This is a genomic window from Acidisoma sp. S159, from assembly GCF_009766125.1.
In the GTDB taxonomy this organism is placed as follows: domain Bacteria; phylum Pseudomonadota; class Alphaproteobacteria; order Acetobacterales; family Acetobacteraceae; genus Acidisoma.
The window spans coordinates 60669-80313 of record NZ_LMUG01000009.1 but is presented as its reverse complement, the minus strand read 5'-3'; the positions used below and the strand labels follow the sequence as shown (position 1 = coordinate 80313).

General features: G+C 62.8%; 16 protein-coding genes and 1 tRNA gene. 7 read left to right on the top strand and 10 right to left on the bottom strand.

Going from position 1 to position 19645, the window contains the following annotated elements:
- Window positions 1-13 precede the first annotated feature (13 nt).
- The 3 genes from GSQ92_RS05735 to GSQ92_RS05725 all read right to left on the bottom strand — a co-directional run bounded on the left by GSQ92_RS05735 (window position 14) and on the right by GSQ92_RS05725 (window position 4136).
- On the bottom strand, window positions 14-352 hold the full coding sequence (locus GSQ92_RS05735; RefSeq protein WP_158805505.1) for a hypothetical protein: 339 nt from the start codon (window positions 350-352) through the stop codon (window positions 14-16).
- 5 nt (window positions 353-357) lie between these two features.
- Window positions 358-1077, bottom strand: coding sequence for a DUF4239 domain-containing protein (locus GSQ92_RS05730; protein ID WP_158805504.1), 720 nt, complete (start codon window positions 1075-1077; stop codon window positions 358-360).
- Window positions 1078-1211: 134 nt separating this feature from the next.
- Window positions 1212-4136, bottom strand: a complete 2925-nt coding sequence (locus GSQ92_RS05725; RefSeq protein ID WP_158805503.1) for an S-layer family protein — start codon at window positions 4134-4136, stop codon at window positions 1212-1214.
- 412 nt (window positions 4137-4548) lie between these two features.
- On the opposite strand from GSQ92_RS05725, the gene GSQ92_RS05720 reads away from it, so the two are divergent.
- A complete protein-coding gene (locus GSQ92_RS05720; protein ID WP_158805502.1) occupies window positions 4549-5487 on the top strand; it encodes a GGDEF domain-containing protein in 939 nt (312 codons plus the stop codon).
- A gap of 36 nt (window positions 5488-5523) precedes the next feature.
- Here GSQ92_RS05720 and GSQ92_RS05715 read toward each other — a convergent pair whose 3' ends face one another.
- The 4 genes from GSQ92_RS05715 to GSQ92_RS05700 form a co-directional block, all read right to left on the bottom strand.
- Window positions 5524-6729 carry a Xaa-Pro peptidase family protein gene (locus GSQ92_RS05715; RefSeq protein WP_158805501.1) on the bottom strand — a complete coding sequence of 402 codons (1206 nt, stop codon included), beginning with the start codon at window positions 6727-6729 and terminating at the stop codon, window positions 5524-5526.
- Window positions 6730-6973: 244 nt separating this feature from the next.
- Window positions 6974-7186 carry a hypothetical protein gene (locus tag GSQ92_RS05710; protein WP_158805500.1) on the bottom strand — a complete coding sequence of 71 codons (213 nt, stop codon included), beginning with the start codon at window positions 7184-7186 and terminating at the stop codon, window positions 6974-6976.
- A gap of 327 nt (window positions 7187-7513) precedes the next feature.
- Window positions 7514-8629 carry a calcium:proton antiporter gene (locus GSQ92_RS05705; RefSeq protein ID WP_158805499.1) on the bottom strand — a complete coding sequence of 372 codons (1116 nt, stop codon included), beginning with the start codon at window positions 8627-8629 and terminating at the stop codon, window positions 7514-7516.
- An 18-nt stretch (window positions 8630-8647) separates the two neighbouring features.
- Window positions 8648-10066 carry an APC family permease gene (locus GSQ92_RS05700; RefSeq protein WP_158805498.1) on the bottom strand — a complete coding sequence of 473 codons (1419 nt, stop codon included), beginning with the start codon at window positions 10064-10066 and terminating at the stop codon, window positions 8648-8650.
- Between the two features lie 217 nt (window positions 10067-10283).
- Here GSQ92_RS05700 and GSQ92_RS05695 point away from each other — a divergent pair, with 217 nt between their 5' ends.
- Complete coding sequence (locus GSQ92_RS05695) at window positions 10284-10457, top strand: hypothetical protein (protein ID WP_158805497.1); 174 nt, start codon at window positions 10284-10286, stop codon at window positions 10455-10457.
- A 276-nt stretch (window positions 10458-10733) separates the two neighbouring features.
- On the opposite strand, the gene GSQ92_RS05690 is transcribed toward GSQ92_RS05695, so the two are convergent.
- The 3 genes from GSQ92_RS05690 to glmU all read right to left on the bottom strand — a co-directional run bounded on the left by GSQ92_RS05690 (window position 10734) and on the right by glmU (window position 14066).
- Window positions 10734-10810, bottom strand: a tRNA-Pro gene (locus GSQ92_RS05690).
- Window positions 10811-10896: 86 nt separating this feature from the next.
- Window positions 10897-12726, bottom strand: coding sequence for a glutamine--fructose-6-phosphate transaminase (isomerizing) (gene glmS, locus GSQ92_RS05685; protein ID WP_158805496.1), 1830 nt, complete (start codon window positions 12724-12726; stop codon window positions 10897-10899).
- Window positions 12726-14066, bottom strand: a complete 1341-nt coding sequence (gene glmU / locus GSQ92_RS05680) for a bifunctional UDP-N-acetylglucosamine diphosphorylase/glucosamine-1-phosphate N-acetyltransferase GlmU (RefSeq protein WP_158805495.1) — start codon at window positions 14064-14066, stop codon at window positions 12726-12728. The genes glmS and glmU overlap by 1 nt, the downstream gene beginning before the upstream one ends.
- Window positions 14067-14141: 75 nt before the next feature.
- Between glmU and GSQ92_RS05675 the strand changes: the two genes are divergently transcribed.
- The 5 genes from GSQ92_RS05675 (at window position 14142) to GSQ92_RS05655 (ending at window position 19618) form a co-directional block, all read left to right on the top strand.
- A complete protein-coding gene (locus tag GSQ92_RS05675) occupies window positions 14142-14804 on the top strand; it encodes an HAD-IA family hydrolase (protein ID WP_158805494.1) in 663 nt (220 codons plus the stop codon).
- Window positions 14805-14875: 71 nt separating this feature from the next.
- Entirely contained in the window at window positions 14876-16261 is a 1386-nt protein-coding gene (gene cysS / locus GSQ92_RS05670; RefSeq protein WP_158805493.1) for a cysteine--tRNA ligase, read from the top strand.
- Window positions 16258-17055 (top strand): RNA methyltransferase, encoded by a 798-nt coding sequence (locus GSQ92_RS05665; protein ID WP_158805492.1) that lies wholly within the window; start codon window positions 16258-16260, stop codon window positions 17053-17055. Before cysS ends, GSQ92_RS05665 begins: the two co-directional genes overlap by 4 nt.
- A gap of 267 nt (window positions 17056-17322) precedes the next feature.
- A complete protein-coding gene (locus GSQ92_RS05660; RefSeq protein WP_216856746.1) occupies window positions 17323-18291 on the top strand; it encodes a Hint domain-containing protein in 969 nt (322 codons plus the stop codon).
- Window positions 18292-18550: 259 nt separating this feature from the next.
- Window positions 18551-19618, top strand: a complete 1068-nt coding sequence (locus GSQ92_RS05655; protein WP_158805491.1) for a type III polyketide synthase — start codon at window positions 18551-18553, stop codon at window positions 19616-19618.
- Window positions 19619-19645 lie beyond the last annotated feature (27 nt).

The window sequence follows — 19645 nt, the reverse complement described above, 5'->3', positions numbered from 1 at the left end:
ACCGCTGCATCAACTATTCCCGCAATTTCTTCAGGCAAGTGGCCGCAGCCATTGCGGAGGGCCGCGCTATGGATAATTCGAGCTTGCCATCCATGACCAGCTGACGCGTGTGGGAGGTCACCACGTCCTTTATGTTGACCCCTTTGTGAATATCGGGCGCCGTCGCCTGGTAGATCATCTGCGATGGTGGCGAGAGTGTCGTGGCACAGGCATCGGCGCTTGCGGCGTCGGCGAAAGCCGGAAGCGGCCGAGCGGCCGCCAAGACGACGATCGTGATAAGCGACAAGGTTCCGAGTGCCGTGACGGCGAAATGCCGGTTTTCAAAAGAGATCAGCTTGCGGCTTTTATTCATGACACTCACTTGCCTAGAAGTTCGATTGCGTGGCGTATCGGGTCACTTGATATTCGGATCGGGGGAGCCGACAGCCGGATGCCACCCGCGAAAGGTGTGTCCATATCAAGGATCAGCTTGACCGCCGCCGCGACCGCGAATGCGCAGAGAAATATGGCGACGAGCGCTGTGACATTTCTGGGTGCGAACAGACCGTAGCTCGCGAATAGGACGGTTAGCCAAAGGATGACCGCGCCGAGGAATGGCAATGGAAAGGAACTCACCTCCTCCTGCACCAGTAACCATCGCGCAGCGCTGACATCGGCGGCGAGTTGGAGCGCTTGCGAGGCCAGCCATTGCTGGCGGCTGTCGCCGGACTTGAGATTCAGAATACGATCCTGAATTTGCTCCAACACTTTGTCCGTTGAAGCGTTTTCAACTGTCGTCTTCCTACCCTCTCTTCGTGCGAAAAGGTCGTGGTAGGTCATCGCGGCATATTGTTGCAGAGCCTGACGGGCGGGATCGGCTGCGGGTCCATAGCGGACGAGCAAACTGTTCATTCTGATGATATCGGTCGACAACTGTGCGACTTCCGCGTTGCGTGCCGAAAACGACGTATTGGCGCTCGAGATCAATAGACTGATGACCAAAGCCGACATGGTTCCCACGACCGCCATGGAGGTAGTGATAACAGCTTTTGTTTCGCTGCTGAGATGCTGTTCAGGCAGGCGACGCGCGATCAGCATGCCGACCAGCGCGCCGCCGAAGATGATAAGCAGGATGATCAGGGAGATGAGTGGTGGAAACAGAATCATCGGCGATTTCTCGATTTGGGTAGCAGTCGTTGAGAGATGATTGCCCGGTGCTACCGAGATCGGAGCTAGGTGAAGAGAGTGTGGTTGACCCCCGTCAGGTTGATCGTTGTTCCATCCGTCAGTTTGATCTGATCGCTGCCATCGACAACCGTTTCCGTCTGAATGGGGTTGGCCGTCCCACCCGCGGCATTTTCATAGCCACCGAAGGCGATTATGTCGCCATCCGCCAAGCCGAGGATCGTCGCTGTGCCTCCCGCATGACCCGACAGGAATGCGTAGGTGTCTGGCCCGGCGCCGCCCACGATTGTCGAGTTGCCGCTGCCCCCAACGACGGTGTCGGCCGCCGCGTTCAGCCCGATAAGGGCGGAGCCGCTGTTGCCGAGCGGGTTTGTGCTGACGAGCTCGTTTCCCGTGCCAGTCGTTCCGTTCAGCAGGGAACTGCCGGTTCCCGCGGTGAGCGTCGCCGGTCCGTTGCCGGATGCGAAGGCCGTGACGTTGTTGCCGCCGCCGATCGTCGATGCGCCTGTTCCCGAACCGCCCATTAGTGTGCTGTTGCCGGATCCGCCCGCGAGGAATGTCGCGCTGGATCCTGTGCTTCCGAAGAGCGTGGAATTCCCGGCGCCACCGATAACCGAAGCGGCACCACTGCCGCCCACGAAGGAAAGATTGTTCCCCGACGTATCGTCGACCGTGATGGAGCCGGATCCTCCGACAACGGAGTTGTTTCCGTTTGTGATAACGCTGCTGTTGCCCAAGCCGCCCGTGATCGTATCGGCACCGCCCGCGAAGATGGTGTCCGCCCCTGAGCCCGTGCTGAAGTCGGTGCCGATCGAAAGATCGCCCTGCAAATAGATGCTCAGATTGCCGCTGCCGGTGATGGTATCGTTGCCGACCTCATCATAGATGGCCGAATACCCACCCGGCACCGTGATATCGGAACCGCTTCCGTTGATGACGAGGGTGCCATTGCCAGATGTGGCTGGGTCGGGAAGCGGACCCGAGCCGGCGTAGAAGACCGATTGGTCGCCAAAGGAGGCGTTGGCGAAGGATTCAAGGCCGCCTCCGCCGCTGAAGACGAAGGGTTCCAAGGTGTTTCCGGCGAACACCAGATTGTTGGAGATGGTGTTGTTCGTGCTCGCGTTCGTAGCAATGGAATCGCCGGTGTTCGGGACGGGCTTTATGCCGTCGGAACCGAATCCGATGATGTCGTTAGTTATCTCGGTTGAGCTTGTGCTACTCGCCAGGGTGATGCCGTTGCCGACGTTACCGCTCACCACATCAGCAACGGGCTCGCCTCCGGGCGCGGTGCCGCCGATGATATTGCCCATTGCCGTATCGCCGACCAGGATGCCGCCCAGCTGATTGCCAAAGGATTGCGGCGACGTGCCATCCGGCACAGTGCCGAGAGCATCGACCCCAACCCAGGTATTGAGGACCTGATTGTCATGGGCCTGGTTCAGAATCGCGAGGCCATAGCCGTCATTGCCGGAGAAAAGATTTTCCGGGATGACGGAACCCAGATCACCACCGATGATGTTGTCGTGAGCCGTGCCATCGAGCACGACGCCGTTCCCTCTATTGGGAAGCAGCCCGGTTCCATCCGTCGTGAGGCCCACGATATCCGGATCAACCGTGACACCAGAAGCGTTCCCACCGATTTCGATGCCGTTATTGGCATTGCCGGAGAAAACATTTGTTCGGCTCAACTGGCCGCCGCCGGTCGAGGTGATGAGGAGCCCATCATTGCCGTTCGGCGCGGCGCCTTTGAACGCCAGCAAGCCACCGAAGGTGTTGAAGGTCGTGAAGCCGCTGGCGGTTCCCGCGACCTCTATGCCGTTCTGCCCATTGCCGGCCGAGACATTCCCCAAGGGAATGACGCCGCCGACCTGGGTGTTTTTAGAACTACCATCAACAAGGATGCCGTTCAGCGCATTTCCGATTACCGTGGTATTATTGGCGCCAATTCCGAAGAAATTGGCCTGAACTGTGACGTTGTCCGAGTTAGTGACGTGAAGACCGTTCCCACCGTTCGCGCTTAGGACATTGTAGTAGACGAACGGGTTGTTGACGAACTGGCAGCCAATCAGAGAATTGTTGTTGGCCCCGTTGATGGCGACGCCGTCCAACGCATTCCCGAGCGCTGAATCACCGTCGGCGGTGGTGCCGACAAAATTTCCGTTTAGTACATTGTTCTGAGAATTGTTGTCGATAAGGATGCCGTTCGCGCCATTGCCAGACACGAGATTCCCAAGTGGCGGCACGACGAAAACCGCGGGGACGGATCCCTTGTCGCCGGTCGGGTTATTGACCGCGCCGGTTGCGGTATCGGTAAAGGCTGTTCCGCCGATTGTGTTGCCGTGGGATGCGCCCGTCACCCAAACGCCGTTGCCGCCATTCGCGATTGCTTTGGTGCCGGTGGGGTCCGTTCCGATGTAGTTATTGACCAAGGTATTGCCGAAGGAACCATCGAGAACTATTCCGTTTCCGGCATTTCCGGAGACGACATTGGAAATTACGCCAGAGGCGGCGGTTGGATTCGAACCGATTATATCGTTGGCTGAAGTGGCGGAGACGTGGATACCGTCTCCGCCGTTGCCGAAAGCCGTTCCCTGGAGGTTCAGACCAATATAATTTCCCGCGAGTGTGATGGCGCTGGAATCTAAAGTGACGCCATTGCCCGAAGCATCGCCCAAGGCGACACCGAGAAGCTGCGAATTGTCCGAACCCGGCGCGAAAACAAGACCCGCATTGCCGTTGCAATTGAGTTCGACGCTGGGCGCTCCACCCGTTTGATGGCCCGGTGCGGTGGTCGCGTCGATGACGACACTGCGCGCGATCGGAGGAAGATCGCTCTGCAACGCAACGGTTCCGCTGACGGCAAAATCGATCGTTGACTGAGTTCCGATCGGGGCAGCGTTTGCAGCCACAATGGCGGCGCGCAGAGAGCCAGTGCCGGAGTCGTTCAAATTCGTTACGGTAAGTGCCGTCAAGACGAGGCTCCCCATTTATTTAATGACCGGTGCAGTGATGTATTTTTGGTCTCTTGCCGGCAACCTTCCCACGCTAACTAAGATTTGCCTATAGTTTTCTCGCTTCGATACCGGGGAAGGCGAGTCCGCTTGCTTGCAGTCATATCCGCGGATGTTGCGCTATACGAACGCTTCTCGATCACCAGATCTTCCGATTTTTTGATGATTGGTGGCTAGCGATTCCCAGTCGGCTAGAGATTTTGCTCGAATGACATCACTGGGCAGTCCGTGCTTTCAATAACTTCGCCAATGAATTCACAGTTGGTCCAAATTTTTATTTGGAACGCGTCTTTTGAAGTGAAACGTGGTTCGCTGGTCGCGCCGACCTGGGTTAAGGTGAGGGATTCGGTGATGGCTTTTTGGAACCCTGCGCATGTTGAATCTTCGCGGCAAGCTTATGGTGCTTGTGGGCATCGCGATGCTGCCGTTGTTCTGTCTGCTCGTGCTGGAGTCGGCTTCCCGCTACTCACTCGCCTTTCATACCACCGGCTTGGCGGGAGAAAGCGCGGTCCAGGACGCCAGGCACGAGATAGCCATCATTCTCGCCGTTGCCCTACTGGCATTCGGGATCGCTATCTCGGTCGTTGGCTGGCTGGCGGAGTTGCGGGTTCTGCAGCCGATGCGGCATCTGGCTGCTACCGCCTCTCGCCTGTCACGCGGGGAGCTGGATGCGCGCGTCGATCTCGATAAGATCCCAATGAAGGAGATGCATATCTTCGCGACAACCTTCAATGGGATGGCGAATTCGTTGCAGCAGTTGGCCCTGGTCGATGGCTTGACTGGCATTTCGAACCGACGTCAGTTCGACCGCTCCATCGGCAGCGAGGTCGTTCGCGCGAACCGCATGAATGGTGGCCTCGCCTTGCTCATGATCGATGTAGACTCGTTCAAGGCCTTCAACGATCACTATGGACACGACGCGGGCGACGGTTGTCTTCGACGGATCGCGGCAACGCTCCGTGCAACGCTGCAGAGGCCCACTGACCTGGCGGCGCGCTACGGCGGGGAGGAATTCGCGGTTCTTCTGCCGGATACGGATGAGCAGGGCGCACTTGTCGTCGCGAATGCGATCCGGGCAGCCGTGCGCGGCTCTGCCATTCCGCATGAAAACTCAGCGAGCGGCATCGTCACTGTCAGCATCGGCGTCGCGGCTCTCCCGTCGACGCCTTCAGCCGACGTCAAAACCTTGATCGAGCGGGCGGACCGAGCACTCTACGCTGCGAAAGAGAGTGGTCGGGACCGGATCGTCGTCTCTGACGAAGCAGCGAACGCGGAGGCATTCGGAGGAGCTCCGAAAAACGAGAACGCCTGACCAAAGCCGGCGGAGGCTTCCCCGCCATCCTAAGTGTTACTTCGCCGCCCCGCCGCGATTCCAGCCTCGGCCCCCGTCGCCGAAGCCAGTCCACCCGGTCTCGGTGACGGCGACGGTGTCCTCGAGCTTGATATAGCCCCGGGTGGGATGCAGCATCGTGGTCTCAATCGAAATCACCATACCGGTCTGAAGCGGGCGGTCCTCGTCGTACCCGGGATAGGGCACGAAGCCGTTGCTAGTAAGCCGAGGGGCTTCGTGGCTGATGATGCCCATGCCGTGGGCAGTGAAGTGGGTGTAGGCTTTGTGCAGCGAGCGATCGAGAATCGCGAGGGCGGGCGAAAACACATCCCCGCCGCGAGCCTTCGCCTTGATGGGCTGGCGAGCCGCCATTTGGATGGCATCAATCTCACCGAGCAGATCGATCAGTTCCGAATCGGGTTCGCCGAGAATGCCCATGCGACAGACATCGCCAATATAGCCCTTGTAGTTCCCGCCTGAATCGATCGACATGACTTCGCCCTGCTGCCAGATCTGATCGGAGGGCGCGCGGTTATGGCTCTGGCCGGCAGTAATCAGACAGTATTCGAAGGTCATTCCGCGGGCGACTTCCTCACGCTTGAGGGCTTCGACCATCTGCCGTTTCGAGCTGCCTGGCCCATGGGTGGAGATCACCGCCATCATCGAGTCCACGACCTTCTCCGAGGCTTCCCGCAGGAGCTTCAGCTCCCTCGGGCTCTTGACCGCACGGAGGCGTTCGAGCGGCAACAGAGCATCCGCGAACTTCGCGCCAGGCAGTCCATTCTGAAGGACTAGGAAGGCATCGGCGGGCAAGAACGCCATCTCCACGCCGATCCGCCTGGTCTCAAGACCCAGTTTCCGGATGTGATCGACGGCGAGTTCCGCAGAGGTCTGGCTGGTCCAGCTTTTGGTCTGAACGGAGGGCATCCAGAACTTGCCCAGATCCCGCTCATAGGACTCCATGGTATTGCCGATATAGCCGGAATCCTGCGCCCTCCCCTTGGCGTAGACGATGACGGGAAGATACCGGCTCACCCCGATGGCATCCATCGCATCGAAGAAGAAAAAGCGATAGCCGCCAAGCAGATACTGAACGTTGTGCTTGCTGTTTATGACCAGCACGTCAAGGCCGGCCTCATCCATCAGCCGATCGAGGTGATCGGTGTCGAAGGGAGGCCCCTCGCGGCTCGTGAACTGTTCCGCAGTTAGTTCTGCGATATCCATTTCCTGTACTCCCAGGTGCAGCATTTTCCGGATCTAGCCGAGGCGCGTCACAGATCGAACCGCTCCACGCGTTCGCCGGGTATTGGCTGCCTGGTTTCCGTGCTTGTCAACGTTGGCCGAGAGGAGCACGGGCTCGGCTGGGGCGGGACCAATAAGGAGTCCAGCCGAGGATCGCCTGAAGCTTCTTAGAAGCAGACGATACGCGCCATGTCTGTGCGGCGCGTATCTAAGCATTCTCAAGACTTCAGTGTGCTTCGATCTGCACCCCGAAGCGTTGGATCACGTTCTGCTGTTCAAGAGTGATCGGATCGCGCGTCGTGATGCGCCCCTTGAGACCCGCGTCGTCGAACTTCCTCGACATGATCCAGTCCATCGCACCCTCGAAGGTCTGCAATGTGCTGTGCTCCTCGGCTTGCTCGCCGTCGGATTGCCAAACCTCTACGTAGTAGCCGTCCATGCTCGCTCCACCTGACTCAGTGTCAGTCAAAGGCCGGTCGCTTCCGGCCGGTCCGGTTGCCATCTGAAGCCCTAAGAATTTAATCAGCGCCTTCGAAGCGCCGAGAGTGCCCGGAAAACGGGCCGTCGCCACGCGACTGGCGCGGTGCCGAAACGAGACTGTCAGCACCAGCGACCGACCGCAAGCGATTTTTGTGCAGTGCACAATGCCGCCAGGACATGCCTGGGCGGGAGCGGCCGCCCGAGAAGCACCAGGTGCCCGAATGTCTTTGGCTGGGAAATCGCCAGGTCCCAAACACCGACGAGGAAAGGGCGGGCGGCGCCTGCCTCAGTTCTGAACGAGGAGGAGCAGATATGCGGCGAACATGATCAGATGCACGGCGCCTTGGATGATGTTGCTGTGCCCGCTGGCAAAGGTGAGCGCGCTCACGAAGAGCGTCAGCAACAGCATCACGGTGTCCGTGTGCCCCAGACCGAGAAGCATGTCCCGGCCTGCTAGATGGCTGACGAGTAACATCGCGGGGATCGTCATGCCGATGGTCGATAGGACTGCCCCGAGCAGAATATTGATGGAACGTTGCACGTCATTGGCGAGCGCGCTGCGCACGGCGCCGAGAGCCTCGGGCGTGCATCCCAAGACAGCCACGATCACGCCGCCCAGCACTGTGGGAGCGTCCAGTGTCTCGATAATGTAATCGATCGGGTGCGCCAGTTTCTCGCTCAAGAATACGACCGGCACAAGATAGACAACCAGCAACACGACCCTCGGTAGGAGGCTGGACCGAGAGCCAGCCTCATCGCGCGACGGCTCGGGGATCATGGTGACGGACGCGAAATTGCCTCGCAGCTGGCCCATCTGCATCGCAAGGAACGTGCAGTAGAGCCCAACCGAAACCAGCACCAAAAACATCCGTTGCGGGAAGGAAAGCGTCGGCCCCAGCGTTGACTGCGTGAAATTCGGCAGTATCAGGCTGAGCACGACCAATGGAACGATTACACCGAGATAGGCATTGGCGCCCCGAAGATTGTATTGCTGTTCGCGATGCCGCCAGCCGCCGATCAGGAGCGACAGGCCCACCAACCCATTGAGGATTATCATCACGGTGGCGAACATCGTATCACGGGCAAGGGTCGGGTTGTTCTCCCCATGCATCATCACGGCCGTGATGCTGGTGACTTCGATGAACGTCATCGAGAGGGTCAGGATCAGCGTGCCATATGGTTCGCCGAGCCGAGCCGCAAGGTGGTCGGCCTGTCGGACGACAGACAGCGCCGTGCCGACCATGACGGCGAAGAGCCATATGAAAACAAGCGCGAGATAGGGCGGGCTCGACAGTCCAGCGAAAATCGAGCCCCTGAACAGGTAAAACGCTAGACAGGTTGCGGCGCTGACCGCGAGAAACCATTCATCGCGAAGGAACGACGAAATCGCACGGCTGGTCATGCCAAATGCTTTCCGGAGCTACTTTGCCGACATTTCTGAATTGCGGAACGAATAACCGAAATACAACAGCAGCGCCGCAACCACCCAGAGCACGAACAACAGATGCGTCTGCCTCGGCAGCTCGGTCACGAGATAGAGGCAGAAGCCCACGCTCGCCACCGGCACGAGCGGATAAAGCGGCACCCGGAATCCCCGCTTGAGGTCGGGCCGGGTGCGCCGCAAGATCATGACACCCAGCGAAACAACACCGAAAGCCACCAGCGTGCCCATGCTCGTCAGGTTGACGAGCACACCCAGCGGTACCACCGCGGCAAGCGCCGCGACGAAACCCGCGACGATCAGCGTGTTGTTTGTTGGCGACCGTGTCTTCGGATCGAGGGTTTGGAAAAGCTTCGGGAGCAGCCCGTCACGGCTCATGGTGAAGAGAATACGCGTCTGTCCATACATGGTCACCAACATCACGCTGAAGATCGAGATGATCGCCCCCACCGAGAATAGCAGCGACGGCCAAGCCGCTCCGGTGACGTTGCGCAAAATCACTGCCAAGCCGGCGTTCTGTCCGGCGAACTCGGTCCAGGGCTGCGCGCCCACCGCCGCGAAGGCGACAGCGAAGTAAATGCAGGTCACCAGGACCAGCGATATGATGATGCCCAGCGGCAAGGTGCGGCCAGGATCCTTCACCTCGTCACCGGCGGTCGATACGGCGTCGATGCCGATATAGGAAAAGAAAATTGTCGAGGCGGCGGTGCCCACGCCGACCCAGCCATGCGGCGTGAATGGCGTCAGATTGTGGGGCTTGAATGCCGTCAGCGCGATCACGACGAACAGCAAAAGCACGCCGAGTTTCACCAGCACCAGAACGGCGTTCACCGTGGCGGACTCACGCGCTCCTCGCAGCAGCAGCAGTGTACAGATCGCGACCAGCACGACGGCCGGCACATTGAACACACCACCTGCCCCGGGCGGCTGGCTGATCGACGCGGGCATCTGCAGGCCCGTCACGTCGCGCAGCAATTCATTCAGATATTGGCCCCACCCCACGGCGATCGCCGAGGCCGACACGGCGTATTCAAGCAGCAGGCAGGCGCCGACAATGAAGGCGAAAAATTCCCCGAGCGTGGCATAAGCATAAGAATACGAAGAGCCGGACACGGGAATGGTCGAGGCAAGCTCGGCGTAGCACAGCGCGGTCAACGCGGCGGTGACGCCCGCGATGACGAAAGAGATCATCACGCCGGGCCCTGATTCCGGCACCGCGGCCGTCAAGGCGACGAAGATACCAGTGCCGACAGTGGCGCCGACGCCCAGCATCACCAGCTGAAACAGCCCCATCGAGCGCGCCAGATGACCGCCGCGTCCTGCATCCGCCTCGTCGGCCAACGCACCCACGGGCTTGCAACGCAGCAGCGCCGCGCCGAACGACATGACGGAGCTCATTGCTGGCCAGATCCTTCTTCCGATTACGGACCAGCAATCACCGAGCCGCGCGCTGACGGTCTATGCTGTATCGGCAAGCCGGGAAGAGCTATCGGATCAGCACAATGACATTCAGCCTCAGACATCATGAGTTTGCAACAACAGACCTTCGAATGGCTCATTTTATTGTTCCGGAAAGCGTGTCATTGATTAGGCTCAAGTCATGCGGAAGAGACCGATGGCCGAGCTAATCCCAGCGGTCATGTTCTACGAGGATGCTGACCATAACTCCGAAGAGACCGCGAGGCTGAATTTCGAGTTGATGAACCGGCTCGGCACGCTGGTGCCGGGCTCGCCGGCCTATAACAGCGTGGTGGCGGAGGCTGTCGTCAATGTGCGCGAACCGCACTGAGCGCCACGGACGTTCGCGCCCCGGTTCCAGAAGCGAACGGAACGACTTCCCACCCAGTGTCAGGTCACCGGATGGTTGGCTGTGATGAGGTCAGCTTGAGACGGAGTATGGAGCGCGGTCGCAAGGGCTCCCGACGAGCATCTCGGGCGATACGCGATGCTCCGAACTTTTTTCAAGGCCGACTAGAAGCCTTCCCAGGTTGCCGGGTTGCACTTCCAGTTCTGCAAACCGTCCAAGAACTATGCGAACTGGACAGCCTGTAAGGCTTTGATTTTTTGGTCGGAGCGGCGGGATTCGAACCCACGACCCCCAGTCCCCCAGACTGATGCGCTACCAGGCTGCGCTACGCTCCGGCCGATGCGACGCCGCCGGGTCTCGCGCGGGTGCGGCGCTGCTTTAGCAGTGCGATCCGTGGGCTGCAACCACCGGCGGGGCAGTCCTACTCGACCGTTACGGACTTTGCGAGGTTGCGCGGCTGGTCGACATCGGTGCCCTTCAATACGGCGACCTGATAGGCCAGCATCTGCACCGGCACGGCATAAAGGATCGGTGCCCAGACTGGATCGCAGTCCGGCAGCACCACTGTCTCGGCGGCGATGCCCTTCAGTTTCTCCGCCCCGGCCACATCGCTGAAGACGATGACCTGGCCGCCGCGCGCCGCTGCCTCCTGCACGTTGGAGGCGGTTTTCTCGAAAAGCGGACCGGACGGGGCGATGGCGACCACCGGGACATGGCGGTCGATCAGCGCGATGGGGCCGTGCTTCATCTCGCCGGCGGCATAGCCCTCGGCGTGGATATAGCTGATCTCCTTGAGTTTCAGCGCGCCTTCGAGGGCGATCGGGAAGCAGGCGCCGCGGCCGAGATAGAGAACGTCGCGAGCCTCGGCCATGCGCTCGGCGACTCGGGCGATGGCGGCGGCGGTTTCGCCTTCCAGCACCTCGGCGGCGCGGCCGGGGATTTCGAGCAATGCCGCAACCAGGGCGGCTTCCCGCGCCGCGTCCATCGTGCCGCGCGCACGGGCGGTGGCCAGAGCCAGGACGGCCAGGACGGTTAGCTGCGCCGTGAAGGCCTTGGTGCTGGCGACGCCGATCTCGGGACCGGCGAGCGTCTCCAGCACGGCATCGCTTTCGCGCGCCATGCTGCTTTCGGGGACGTTGACGATGGAAAGGACGTGCTGCCCCTCGTCCTGCATGTAGCGCAGCGCCGCCAGGGTATCGGCGGTCTCGCCCGATTGGCTGACCAGCAGTCCCATGCCACCGGCGGCCAAGGGTGGCGCGCGGTAGCGGAACTCGCTGGCAACATCGCCGTCGGTGGGAAGGCGGGCGAGGCTCTCCAGCCAGACGCGGCCGACCAGGCCGGCGTAGAAAGCGGATCCGCAGGCACTGAGCGTGACGCGGGAGACGGAGGCGAGGTCGATACCGGGATCGGGCAGAGCGACACGGCGGGTCGCGGGGTCGATCATGCGGTTGAGGACATTGCCGATCACCACTGGGTGCTCGTGCAACTCCTTCTCCATGAAATGGCGATAGCCCCCCTTGCCGATGGCGGCGCCGGAGAGCCGGGTTTGGCGGGCGTCCCGCGTCACAGGGCGGTTGGCGCGGTCGAAGAAGCGAGCCTCGGCGCGGCTGATGGCGGCCCAGTCGCCGTCCTCAAGATAGACGATGCGACGAGTCAGCGGGGCGAGCGCCAGGGCGTCCGAACCTAGGAACATCTCGTCATCGCCCAGCCCTACCGCGAGCGGGGCGCCGTGACGGGCGCCGATGAGCAGATCGGGATGGCCCGCGAAGATGAGCGCCAGGGCATAGGCACCTTCCAGGCGGGGCAAGGCGGCGGCGGCGGCTTCCTCGGGCGTCATGCCACGCGCGAGGTAGAAGTCGAGGAGCTGGGCGACTGATTCCGTGTCGGTCTCGGTGGTGAATTCCTGGCCCTCGGCTTCCAACTCGGAGCGGAGAGCGGCGTGGTTCTCGATGATGCCGTTGTGGACGACGGAGACCCGAGCGGTGCCGTGCGGATGGGCATTGCCCTCGGTCGGCGCGCCGTGGGTGGCCCAGCGGGTATGGCCGATGCCCGTGGTGCCGTTGAGCGGCCGGCGATCGAGGACGGCGGCGAGGTTGCCCAGCTTGCCCTCGGCGCGGCGGCGGTCGATTGCCTCGCCATCCAGGGTCGCGATGCCGGCGCTGTCATAGCCGCGATATTCGAGACGGCCGAGGGCTTCGAGGATGAGCGGCGCGGCGGGGCGCGCGCCGAGAATGCCAACGATGCCGCACATCAGCGCGTCTCCTTCTCGGGTGGGGCGGGCCTGATCCAGGTCGCGCGAATGGCGGTGGCGCCGCCTTCATTGACCGACTGACGGGCGCGGCCGAAGGCGAGGCCATCGGCTGGAACGTCGCGGGTGATGGTGCTGCCGGCGGCGATGAAGCTGCCGGGACCGAGCGTCACCGGAGCGACGATGGTGCTGTTGGAGCCGACGAAACTGCGGGCGCCGATGACCGTGCGATGCTTGGCGAAGCCGTCGTAATTGCAGGTGATGGTGCCGGCACCGATATTGGAACCGGCTCCGATCTCGGCATCCCCGAGATAGGCGAGGTGGTTGGCCTTGGCGCCGGCCCCGAGTTTCGTGGCCTTGAGTTCGACGAAATTGCCGACATGAGCCCGCTCGCCGACCTCGGCGCCGGGGCGGAGCCGGGCATAAGGGCCGATGATGGCACCCTCGGCGACCAAGCATCCTTCGAGGTGGCTGAAGGCGCGGATTTCGGCGCCGGAGCGCACGGTCACGCCCGGACCGAAAACAACGTGGGGGCCGATTGTGACGTCGGGCTCCAACACTGTGTCGGCGGAGAGGAAGACGGTGTCGGGGGCGGTGAGTGTCGCGCCGCCCGCCATGGCGGCCTGGCGCAGGCGGGACTGCACGGCGGCTTCCGCCTGGGCGAGTTCGGCGCGGGAGTTCACGCCACGCAGTTCTCCGTAATCGGCTTCGACGGCGACGACGCGGCGGCCTTCGGCGACTGCTAGGGCGACGACATCGGTGAGGTAGTATTCGCCTTTTGCATTGGCGTTGCTGACGCCTGCCAGCCAGCGCGCGAGATCGGGGCCGGGGGCACAGAACACCCCGGCATTGCAGAGGGAAACAGCGCGTTCGGTTTCGCTCGCCTCCGCCCATTCGACGATCGCGGTGACATCACCGTTGGAGTCCTGAATGACGCGGCCATAGCGGCCAGGATCGGGCGGACGCATGGCGAGCAGCGCCAGGCCGGCGCCGCTGTCTGACCGCGATTCCTTCAGGCGACGCAGCGTCTCCGGCGTGATGAGCGGGTTGTCGGCATAGAGAATGGCGACCTCGCCGGTCCCGAACTGGGCCGCGGCGTGGAGTGCCGCATGGGCGGTGCCGAGGCGGTCCGACTGGATCACCACCTCATGCGGCGCCGCGGCGCGCGCCACGGCTTCCATCTCTGGCCCTGTCACGACCACGACCTTGTCGAAAACGGCGGTGACGGAGGCGAGCAGATGGGCGAGCATCGGGCGGCCCGCGATGGGGTGCATCGCTTTGGGCAGGGCGGATTTCATGCGGGTGCCAAGACCCGCGGCGAGGATGACGGCGGTGGCGCTCATGAGTCGAGCGGTAGCGGTCCCGGCCTCGTCATGTCAAAGGCTTGGCGAACAACTCTCGTTTCGGAGTGCAACACGATGACGGCCCTGCCCCCTCGCCTGCTGGTCCTCGATCTGGATGGGACGCTGAGCGATAGCCTGCCGGATCTGACCTCGGCGCTTAATCGCAGCTTGGCCCGGCATGGCGCGGCGCCGCTGACGCTTGAGCAGGCGCGCGGGATGGTGGGGGACGGGATCCCGCCCTTGTTCCAGCGCGGCTATGCGGCGCGGGGGCTGGTGCTGACCGAGACGGATCTCGCCGCCGGCGCCGCCGACTATGCGGCGAATGCGACAGCGGAGACGGCGCTCTATCCGGGGGCGCTCGCGGCGCTGAGGGAATTGCGGGCGGCAGGCTGGCGCCTCGCGGTCTGCACCAACAAGCCGGAGGCTCCGGCGCGGGTTTTGCTGACCCATCTGGGCGTGCTGCCCTTCCTGGCGGCGGTCGGCGGCGGCGACAGCTTCGCGGTGCGCAAGCCGGATCCGGGACATGTGCGGCTGACCGTGGCGGCGGCGGGGGGCGATATGGGCCGGTCGGTGATGATCGGCGACCACCATAACGACGTGGCGGCGGGCAAGGCGGCGGGACTGCCGACGATCTTCGCGAGCTGGGGTTACGGGCCGGAAGAGGTTGGGGCGGAGGCGGATGCGACGGTGCGGGGGTTCGGAGAGGTGGCGGAGGTGGCGGGGTGGTTGGTGGGGTAGGTTTGGGGCGTCGGAGCTGTGTGCGAGCGTCGCTTGCCCTCCCCGCCCGCTCCCGGCACAACGCCCGGACCATGCATGCCCTGACACTCCACAATAGCCTCACCCGCAGGCGCGAGGTCTTTGCGCCGATCAACCCGCAGCGCGTGGGGCTCTATGTCTGCGGGCCCACGGTCTATGACCGGGCGCATCTGGGGAATGCCCGGCCGGTTGTGGTGTTCGATGTGCTGGCGCGGCTGCTGCGGGTGCTGTTCCCGCATGTCGTCTATGTCCGGAACATCACGGACGTGGAGGATAAGATCAACGCGCGGGCGGCGGAGCTCGGGGTCTCCATTGGTGAGGTTACGGCCCGGACCACCGCCGAGTTTCATGCGGATATGGCCGCCCTCGGCGCCCTGCCGCCGAATGAGGAGCCGCGGGCGACCGATAATATCCCGCAGATGATCGCCATCATCGAGAAGCTCATCGCCAATGGGAACGCCTACGAGGCGGAGGGCCATGTGCTGTTCTCCGTCGAGAGCGATCCGCATTATGGCCGCCTGTCGGGCCGCTCGCCCGAGGAGATGCAGGCCGGGGCGCGCGTCGAGGTGGCACCGTTCAAGCGCGATCCGGGCGACTTCGTGCTGTGGAAGCCCTCGCCGGCCAATCCAGAGGGGCCGGAGCTGCCGGGTTGGGACAGCCCTTGGGGCCGGGGGAGGCCGGGCTGGCATATCGAATGCTCGGCGATGTCCTGGCGCTATCTCGGCGAGGATTTCGACCTGCATGGCGGCGGCAGCGACCTGCTGTTTCCGCACCACGAGAATGAGATGGCCCAGAGCTGCTGCGCCTTCCCCGGCAGCCGCTTCGCCCATACCTGGGTCCATAACGGCATGCTGTTGGTGGACGGCGAGAAGATGTCGAAGAGCCTCGGCAATTTCCGCACGGTGCGGGATGTGCTGGCGCTCGCGCCGGGCGAGGCGGTGCGGTTTTTGCTGCTGCGCGCCCATTACCGCGCCACGCTCGACTTCACCGAGGCGGCGCTGGCCGAGGCGCGGCGGGAGCTCGACCGGTTTTACCGCGCCCTCGCCCGCCACGCGCCGGCCTTCGCGGAGACGCCGGCCGAAGTGCCGAGGCCGCTGATGGCGGCGTTGTGCGACGACCTCAATACGCCGGCGGCCATCGCGGCGCTGCATGTGCTGGCGGACCAAGCCATGGCGGGGGATGCCGAGGCGGCGGCCGGGCTGCATGCCGCCGGGCGGGTGCTGGGCCTGCTGCAGGCCAGCCCAGAGGCGTGGTTCCATGGCGATGAGGAAGATGCCGGCGTCGCCGCGGCCATCGCCGAGCGGATCGCCGCCCGCAAGGCGCGGGATTTCGCGCGGGCGGATGCGATCCGCGCCGAGTTGCTCGCCCGCGGAATCGCGCTGGAGGATAATGCCTCCGGCACCAGCTGGCGGCGGGTGGAGAGCGGCGCCGCCTCATGACGGGACGCGATCGGGGCGCGGAGATCGGGCCGATCGGCAATAGCCCGGTCGTCATCCTCGTGCGGCCGCAGCTCGCGGATAATGTGGGCGCCGTCGCGCGGGCCATGGCCAATGGCGGGCTGTTTCACTTGCGGCTGGTGGCACCTCGGGATGGCTGGCCGCAGGAGAAGGCCTGGCGCATGGCCTCCGGCGCCGACCGCATTCTCGACGAGTTGACGCTGCATGAGACGGTAGCCGATGCGGTGGCCGACCTGCATCATGTGGCGGCGACCTGTCCTCGGCCGCGTCATATCGTCAAGCCGGTGCTGACGGCGCGGGGTGCCGCGGCCGAGCTGCGGACGGCAGCGGCGCTCGACTTGCGGTGCGGCATCCTGTTCGGGCCCGAGCGCGCCGGGCTCGATGTCGAGGATATGGCGATGGCGGATATGCTGGTGCGTTTCCCGCTGAACCCCGCCTTCATGTCGCTCAACCTCGCTCAGGCCGTCATGGTGATGGCTTATGAATGGTGGAGCGCGGTCGAGGAGACGCCGCCGCGCGTTTTGATGACGAATGAAACGAAGGTTGCGACGAAGGGGGAGCTGGAGAATTTCCTCGGCCACCTTATTCGCGAACTCGACGCCTGCGGCTTTCTGCGCAATGTGCCGAAGCGGCCGGGCATGGTGCGCAACCTACGGCACCTGTTCCAGCGCGGCGAGGTGACGGAGCAGGAATTGCGGACGCTGCATGGCGTGATCACTGAACTCGCGCATGGTCGCAATGCGCCTGGTGTTCGCGAGACTCCGCCCTCGAAATAGTTTGGCGATCCTTCGCGCCGCGTCTCTTCTACGAGATAGAGACGAGAGTTCTTGCGCACATGCGGGGTTTTTTCGCGATATTGCGGCGCATCGCAGAAGAACCCTGTTTTTGTAATCTAGCCTATTATTTTGGATCGTTGCTGATGCGTTTTTGGTCGACAGGCTAGGGCCTTTAGTGCTTCGTTAATTGCCTTCTCGCAACGGACTCCAGCCGCCCACCGGATCACTTCCGCCTCATCATCGTATAGCGAGCGACAGGATCAGCGCATGACAACATATTTCGAATACGATATAATTATCCAAAACGGCCAGTATATACTCGACAACCCCGTGCCCACGGCGAGTGGCGTCACGCTGACCGGTGATGGGGCCACGCCGAACATCCTTGGCGATCAGCTAAGAGAAGCCTTCGATGTTTCGCAAGGTTCGACGACGCTCTCGACGATGAACTACATCGGCGTCACCACATCCGCCCTGGTGCCGGAACTGCAGGGTTTGATCGGTGAGGATCAGCAGGGCAACTTGCACCTATTCCTGCCCAATAACGGCACGGACGGCTTTCTCGAAGGATTTCTAAGCTTCATCTCCACCGCGGTTAAGGACGACCCCAAGGACGGCCATACTCAGTGGAATATCCAGGACGGCACTCCCAACTGTTTCCTGGCCGGGACGCGGATCGCCACGCCTGATGGAGAAGTTCTGGTTGAGGCTCTGCTCCCCGGCGACCTGGTAAGCACGCAGAGCGGTGGGGTCGCACCCGTGCGCTGGCTTGGCAAGGCGTCCATCGCACGCGATTTCTCCGATCCGCTCAAAATCATGCCGATCCGTATCCGCGCTGGCGCGCTGGGCGAGGCGCTACCCTTGCGCGACCTGCTGCTGTCGCCCGACCACGCGGTGCTCGTGGACGATGTGCTGATCCAAGCCGGCGCGCTCGAAAACGGCGTCTCGATCGTGCGGGAGACGCGCACGCCGCTGTTCTTCGCGTATTATCACGTCGAGCTGGCGGATCACGCGCTCGTGCTTGCCGAGGGCGTGCCGTCGGAGACCTTCATCGACAATGTCGATCGCTTCGCCTTCGACAACTGGCAGGAGCATGAGGCTTCTCTGCCAGACGCGGCACCGATCGAGGAAATGCCCTATCCGCGTGCCCAGGCTCAGCGGCAGGTTCCGAGTGCCACACTACGCCGTCTCGCGGAACGAGCCGCTCGGCACTTCGGGGAGGCGCAAGCCGCCTAGGCCCTTTCGTTGCTGCGTTTCGGGATGAGGCGAGCGCTTTCCTCCCGAAACGCTGAGTCACTCCCAGGATTAAACACGCGACGGGTTCGATCTCTTCGATACAAACATCGCTGGCGTCGGCAGGGCAGACCCGCTTCCCGCCGCGCATCCACTTGTCCAGTATCCTGTGATAATGATGAGCATCCGGCGCGCAGGTCCCTGCGGGCTCGCGCCACGGATTGCTCGCTAGGCCTGCTCCACTGGACAAGTAGCCTCACCCATGGCGGTTGCCTACCTCAACGGTATCGGCACCAGCGTGCCGAGGAATGACGTTCACGACGCCTTCGTCTGCTTTGCCGATTCCCTACTCGATGATCCGCGCCGGGCGCGGCTGTTCCGCCGCATGGCTGAACGCTCAGGTATCTCCCATCGCTATTCCGTTCTCGCGCCAGCGAAGGATCCCGGGGGCGCCGCCGTCGATGATGGCGGTTTCTACACGCGCGGCGCCTTTCCTTCTTCGGCCACCCGTATGGCGCTCTACGAGCGCACGGCCCTGCCGCTTGCGCTCGGTGCCGTGGCAAGCTTGAAACGGACCAATGACCTTGGCGCCATCACTCACCTTATCGTGACCTCCTGCACCGGCTTCTATGCGCCGGGGCTCGACATGCAGCTTGCCGCAGCGTTGGGTTTGCGGCCGAATGTCGAGCGCACGATGGTCGGTTTCATGGGCTGCTATGCCGCATTCAACGCGCTCAAGCTCGCGCGGCACATCGTTCGGTCGGAGTCAGAATCGCGTGTGCTTCTGATCAATCTCGAACTTTGCACGCTGCATCTTCAGGAAACGCAGGATCTCGAACGCGTGCTGTCGTTCCTGGTCTTTGCCGATGGTTGCGCCGCGTCACTGGTGAGCGCGGAACCCGAAGGCTTGGCCCTCGACCACTTCCACGCCGCTTTAGTGCCTGAGAGCGAGGGGTTGATCACCTGGCGTATCGGCGACCTCGGTTTCGACATGCACCTGTCCGGGCAGGTGCCTTCGGCGCTCGCGGAGGGTTTGACGGCGGCGGCACCAATGATCCTCAACGGGGTTGGGCCAGAAGAGATGGGTTTGTGGGCCGTCCATCCGGGAGGCCGCTCGGTGTTGGATGCCGTCGGTGGCGCCCTCGCATTGCCGGCGGCGGCGCTTGACATTTCGCGGGGTGTGCTACGCGACTTTGGGAACATGTCCTCGGCCACTATCCTCTTCGTATTGGAGCGGATGATGCGATCCGTCGCGCCGGGACAGCGCGGCTGCGCCATGGCCTTCGGACCCGGCCTCATGGCCGAAACCATGCTGTTCCGCACCGTCTGAGCGATGGGCCACTCATTCCAGCCGGTG

What these genes read in the sequence shown, in the direction of transcription:
- GSQ92_RS05695 (WP_158805497.1), top strand. Translation starts at nt 10,284, where the DNA reads ATGGCCGAGCTAATCCCAGCGGTCATGTTCTACGAGGATGCTGACCAT.
- cysS (WP_158805493.1), top strand. Translation starts at nt 14,876, where the DNA reads ATGCATGCCCTGACACTCCACAATAGCCTCACCCGCAGGCGCGAGGTC.
- GSQ92_RS05665 (WP_158805492.1), top strand. Translation starts at nt 16,258, where the DNA reads ATGACGGGACGCGATCGGGGCGCGGAGATCGGGCCGATCGGCAATAGC.
- GSQ92_RS05705 (WP_158805499.1), bottom strand. Translation starts at nt 8,629, where the DNA reads ATGACCAGCCGTGCGATTTCGTCGTTCCTTCGCGATGAATGGTTTCTC.
- GSQ92_RS05700 (WP_158805498.1), bottom strand. Translation starts at nt 10,066, where the DNA reads ATGAGCTCCGTCATGTCGTTCGGCGCGGCGCTGCTGCGTTGCAAGCCC.
- GSQ92_RS05720 (WP_158805502.1), top strand. Translation starts at nt 4,549, where the DNA reads ATGTTGAATCTTCGCGGCAAGCTTATGGTGCTTGTGGGCATCGCGATG.
- glmU (WP_158805495.1), bottom strand. Translation starts at nt 14,066, where the DNA reads ATGAGCGCCACCGCCGTCATCCTCGCCGCGGGTCTTGGCACCCGCATG.
- GSQ92_RS05715 (WP_158805501.1), bottom strand. Translation starts at nt 6,729, where the DNA reads ATGGATATCGCAGAACTAACTGCGGAACAGTTCACGAGCCGCGAGGGG.
- GSQ92_RS05735 (WP_158805505.1), bottom strand. Translation starts at nt 352, where the DNA reads ATGAATAAAAGCCGCAAGCTGATCTCTTTTGAAAACCGGCATTTCGCC.
- glmS (WP_158805496.1), bottom strand. Translation starts at nt 12,726, where the DNA reads ATGTGCGGCATCGTTGGCATTCTCGGCGCGCGCCCCGCCGCGCCGCTC.
- GSQ92_RS05675 (WP_158805494.1), top strand. Translation starts at nt 14,142, where the DNA reads ATGACGGCCCTGCCCCCTCGCCTGCTGGTCCTCGATCTGGATGGGACG.
- GSQ92_RS05655 (WP_158805491.1), top strand. Translation starts at nt 18,551, where the DNA reads ATGGCGGTTGCCTACCTCAACGGTATCGGCACCAGCGTGCCGAGGAAT.
- GSQ92_RS05660 (WP_216856746.1), top strand. Translation starts at nt 17,323, where the DNA reads ATGACAACATATTTCGAATACGATATAATTATCCAAAACGGCCAGTAT.
- GSQ92_RS05710 (WP_158805500.1), bottom strand. Translation starts at nt 7,186, where the DNA reads ATGGACGGCTACTACGTAGAGGTTTGGCAATCCGACGGCGAGCAAGCC.
- GSQ92_RS05730 (WP_158805504.1), bottom strand. Translation starts at nt 1,077, where the DNA reads ATGCTGATCGCGCGTCGCCTGCCTGAACAGCATCTCAGCAGCGAAACA.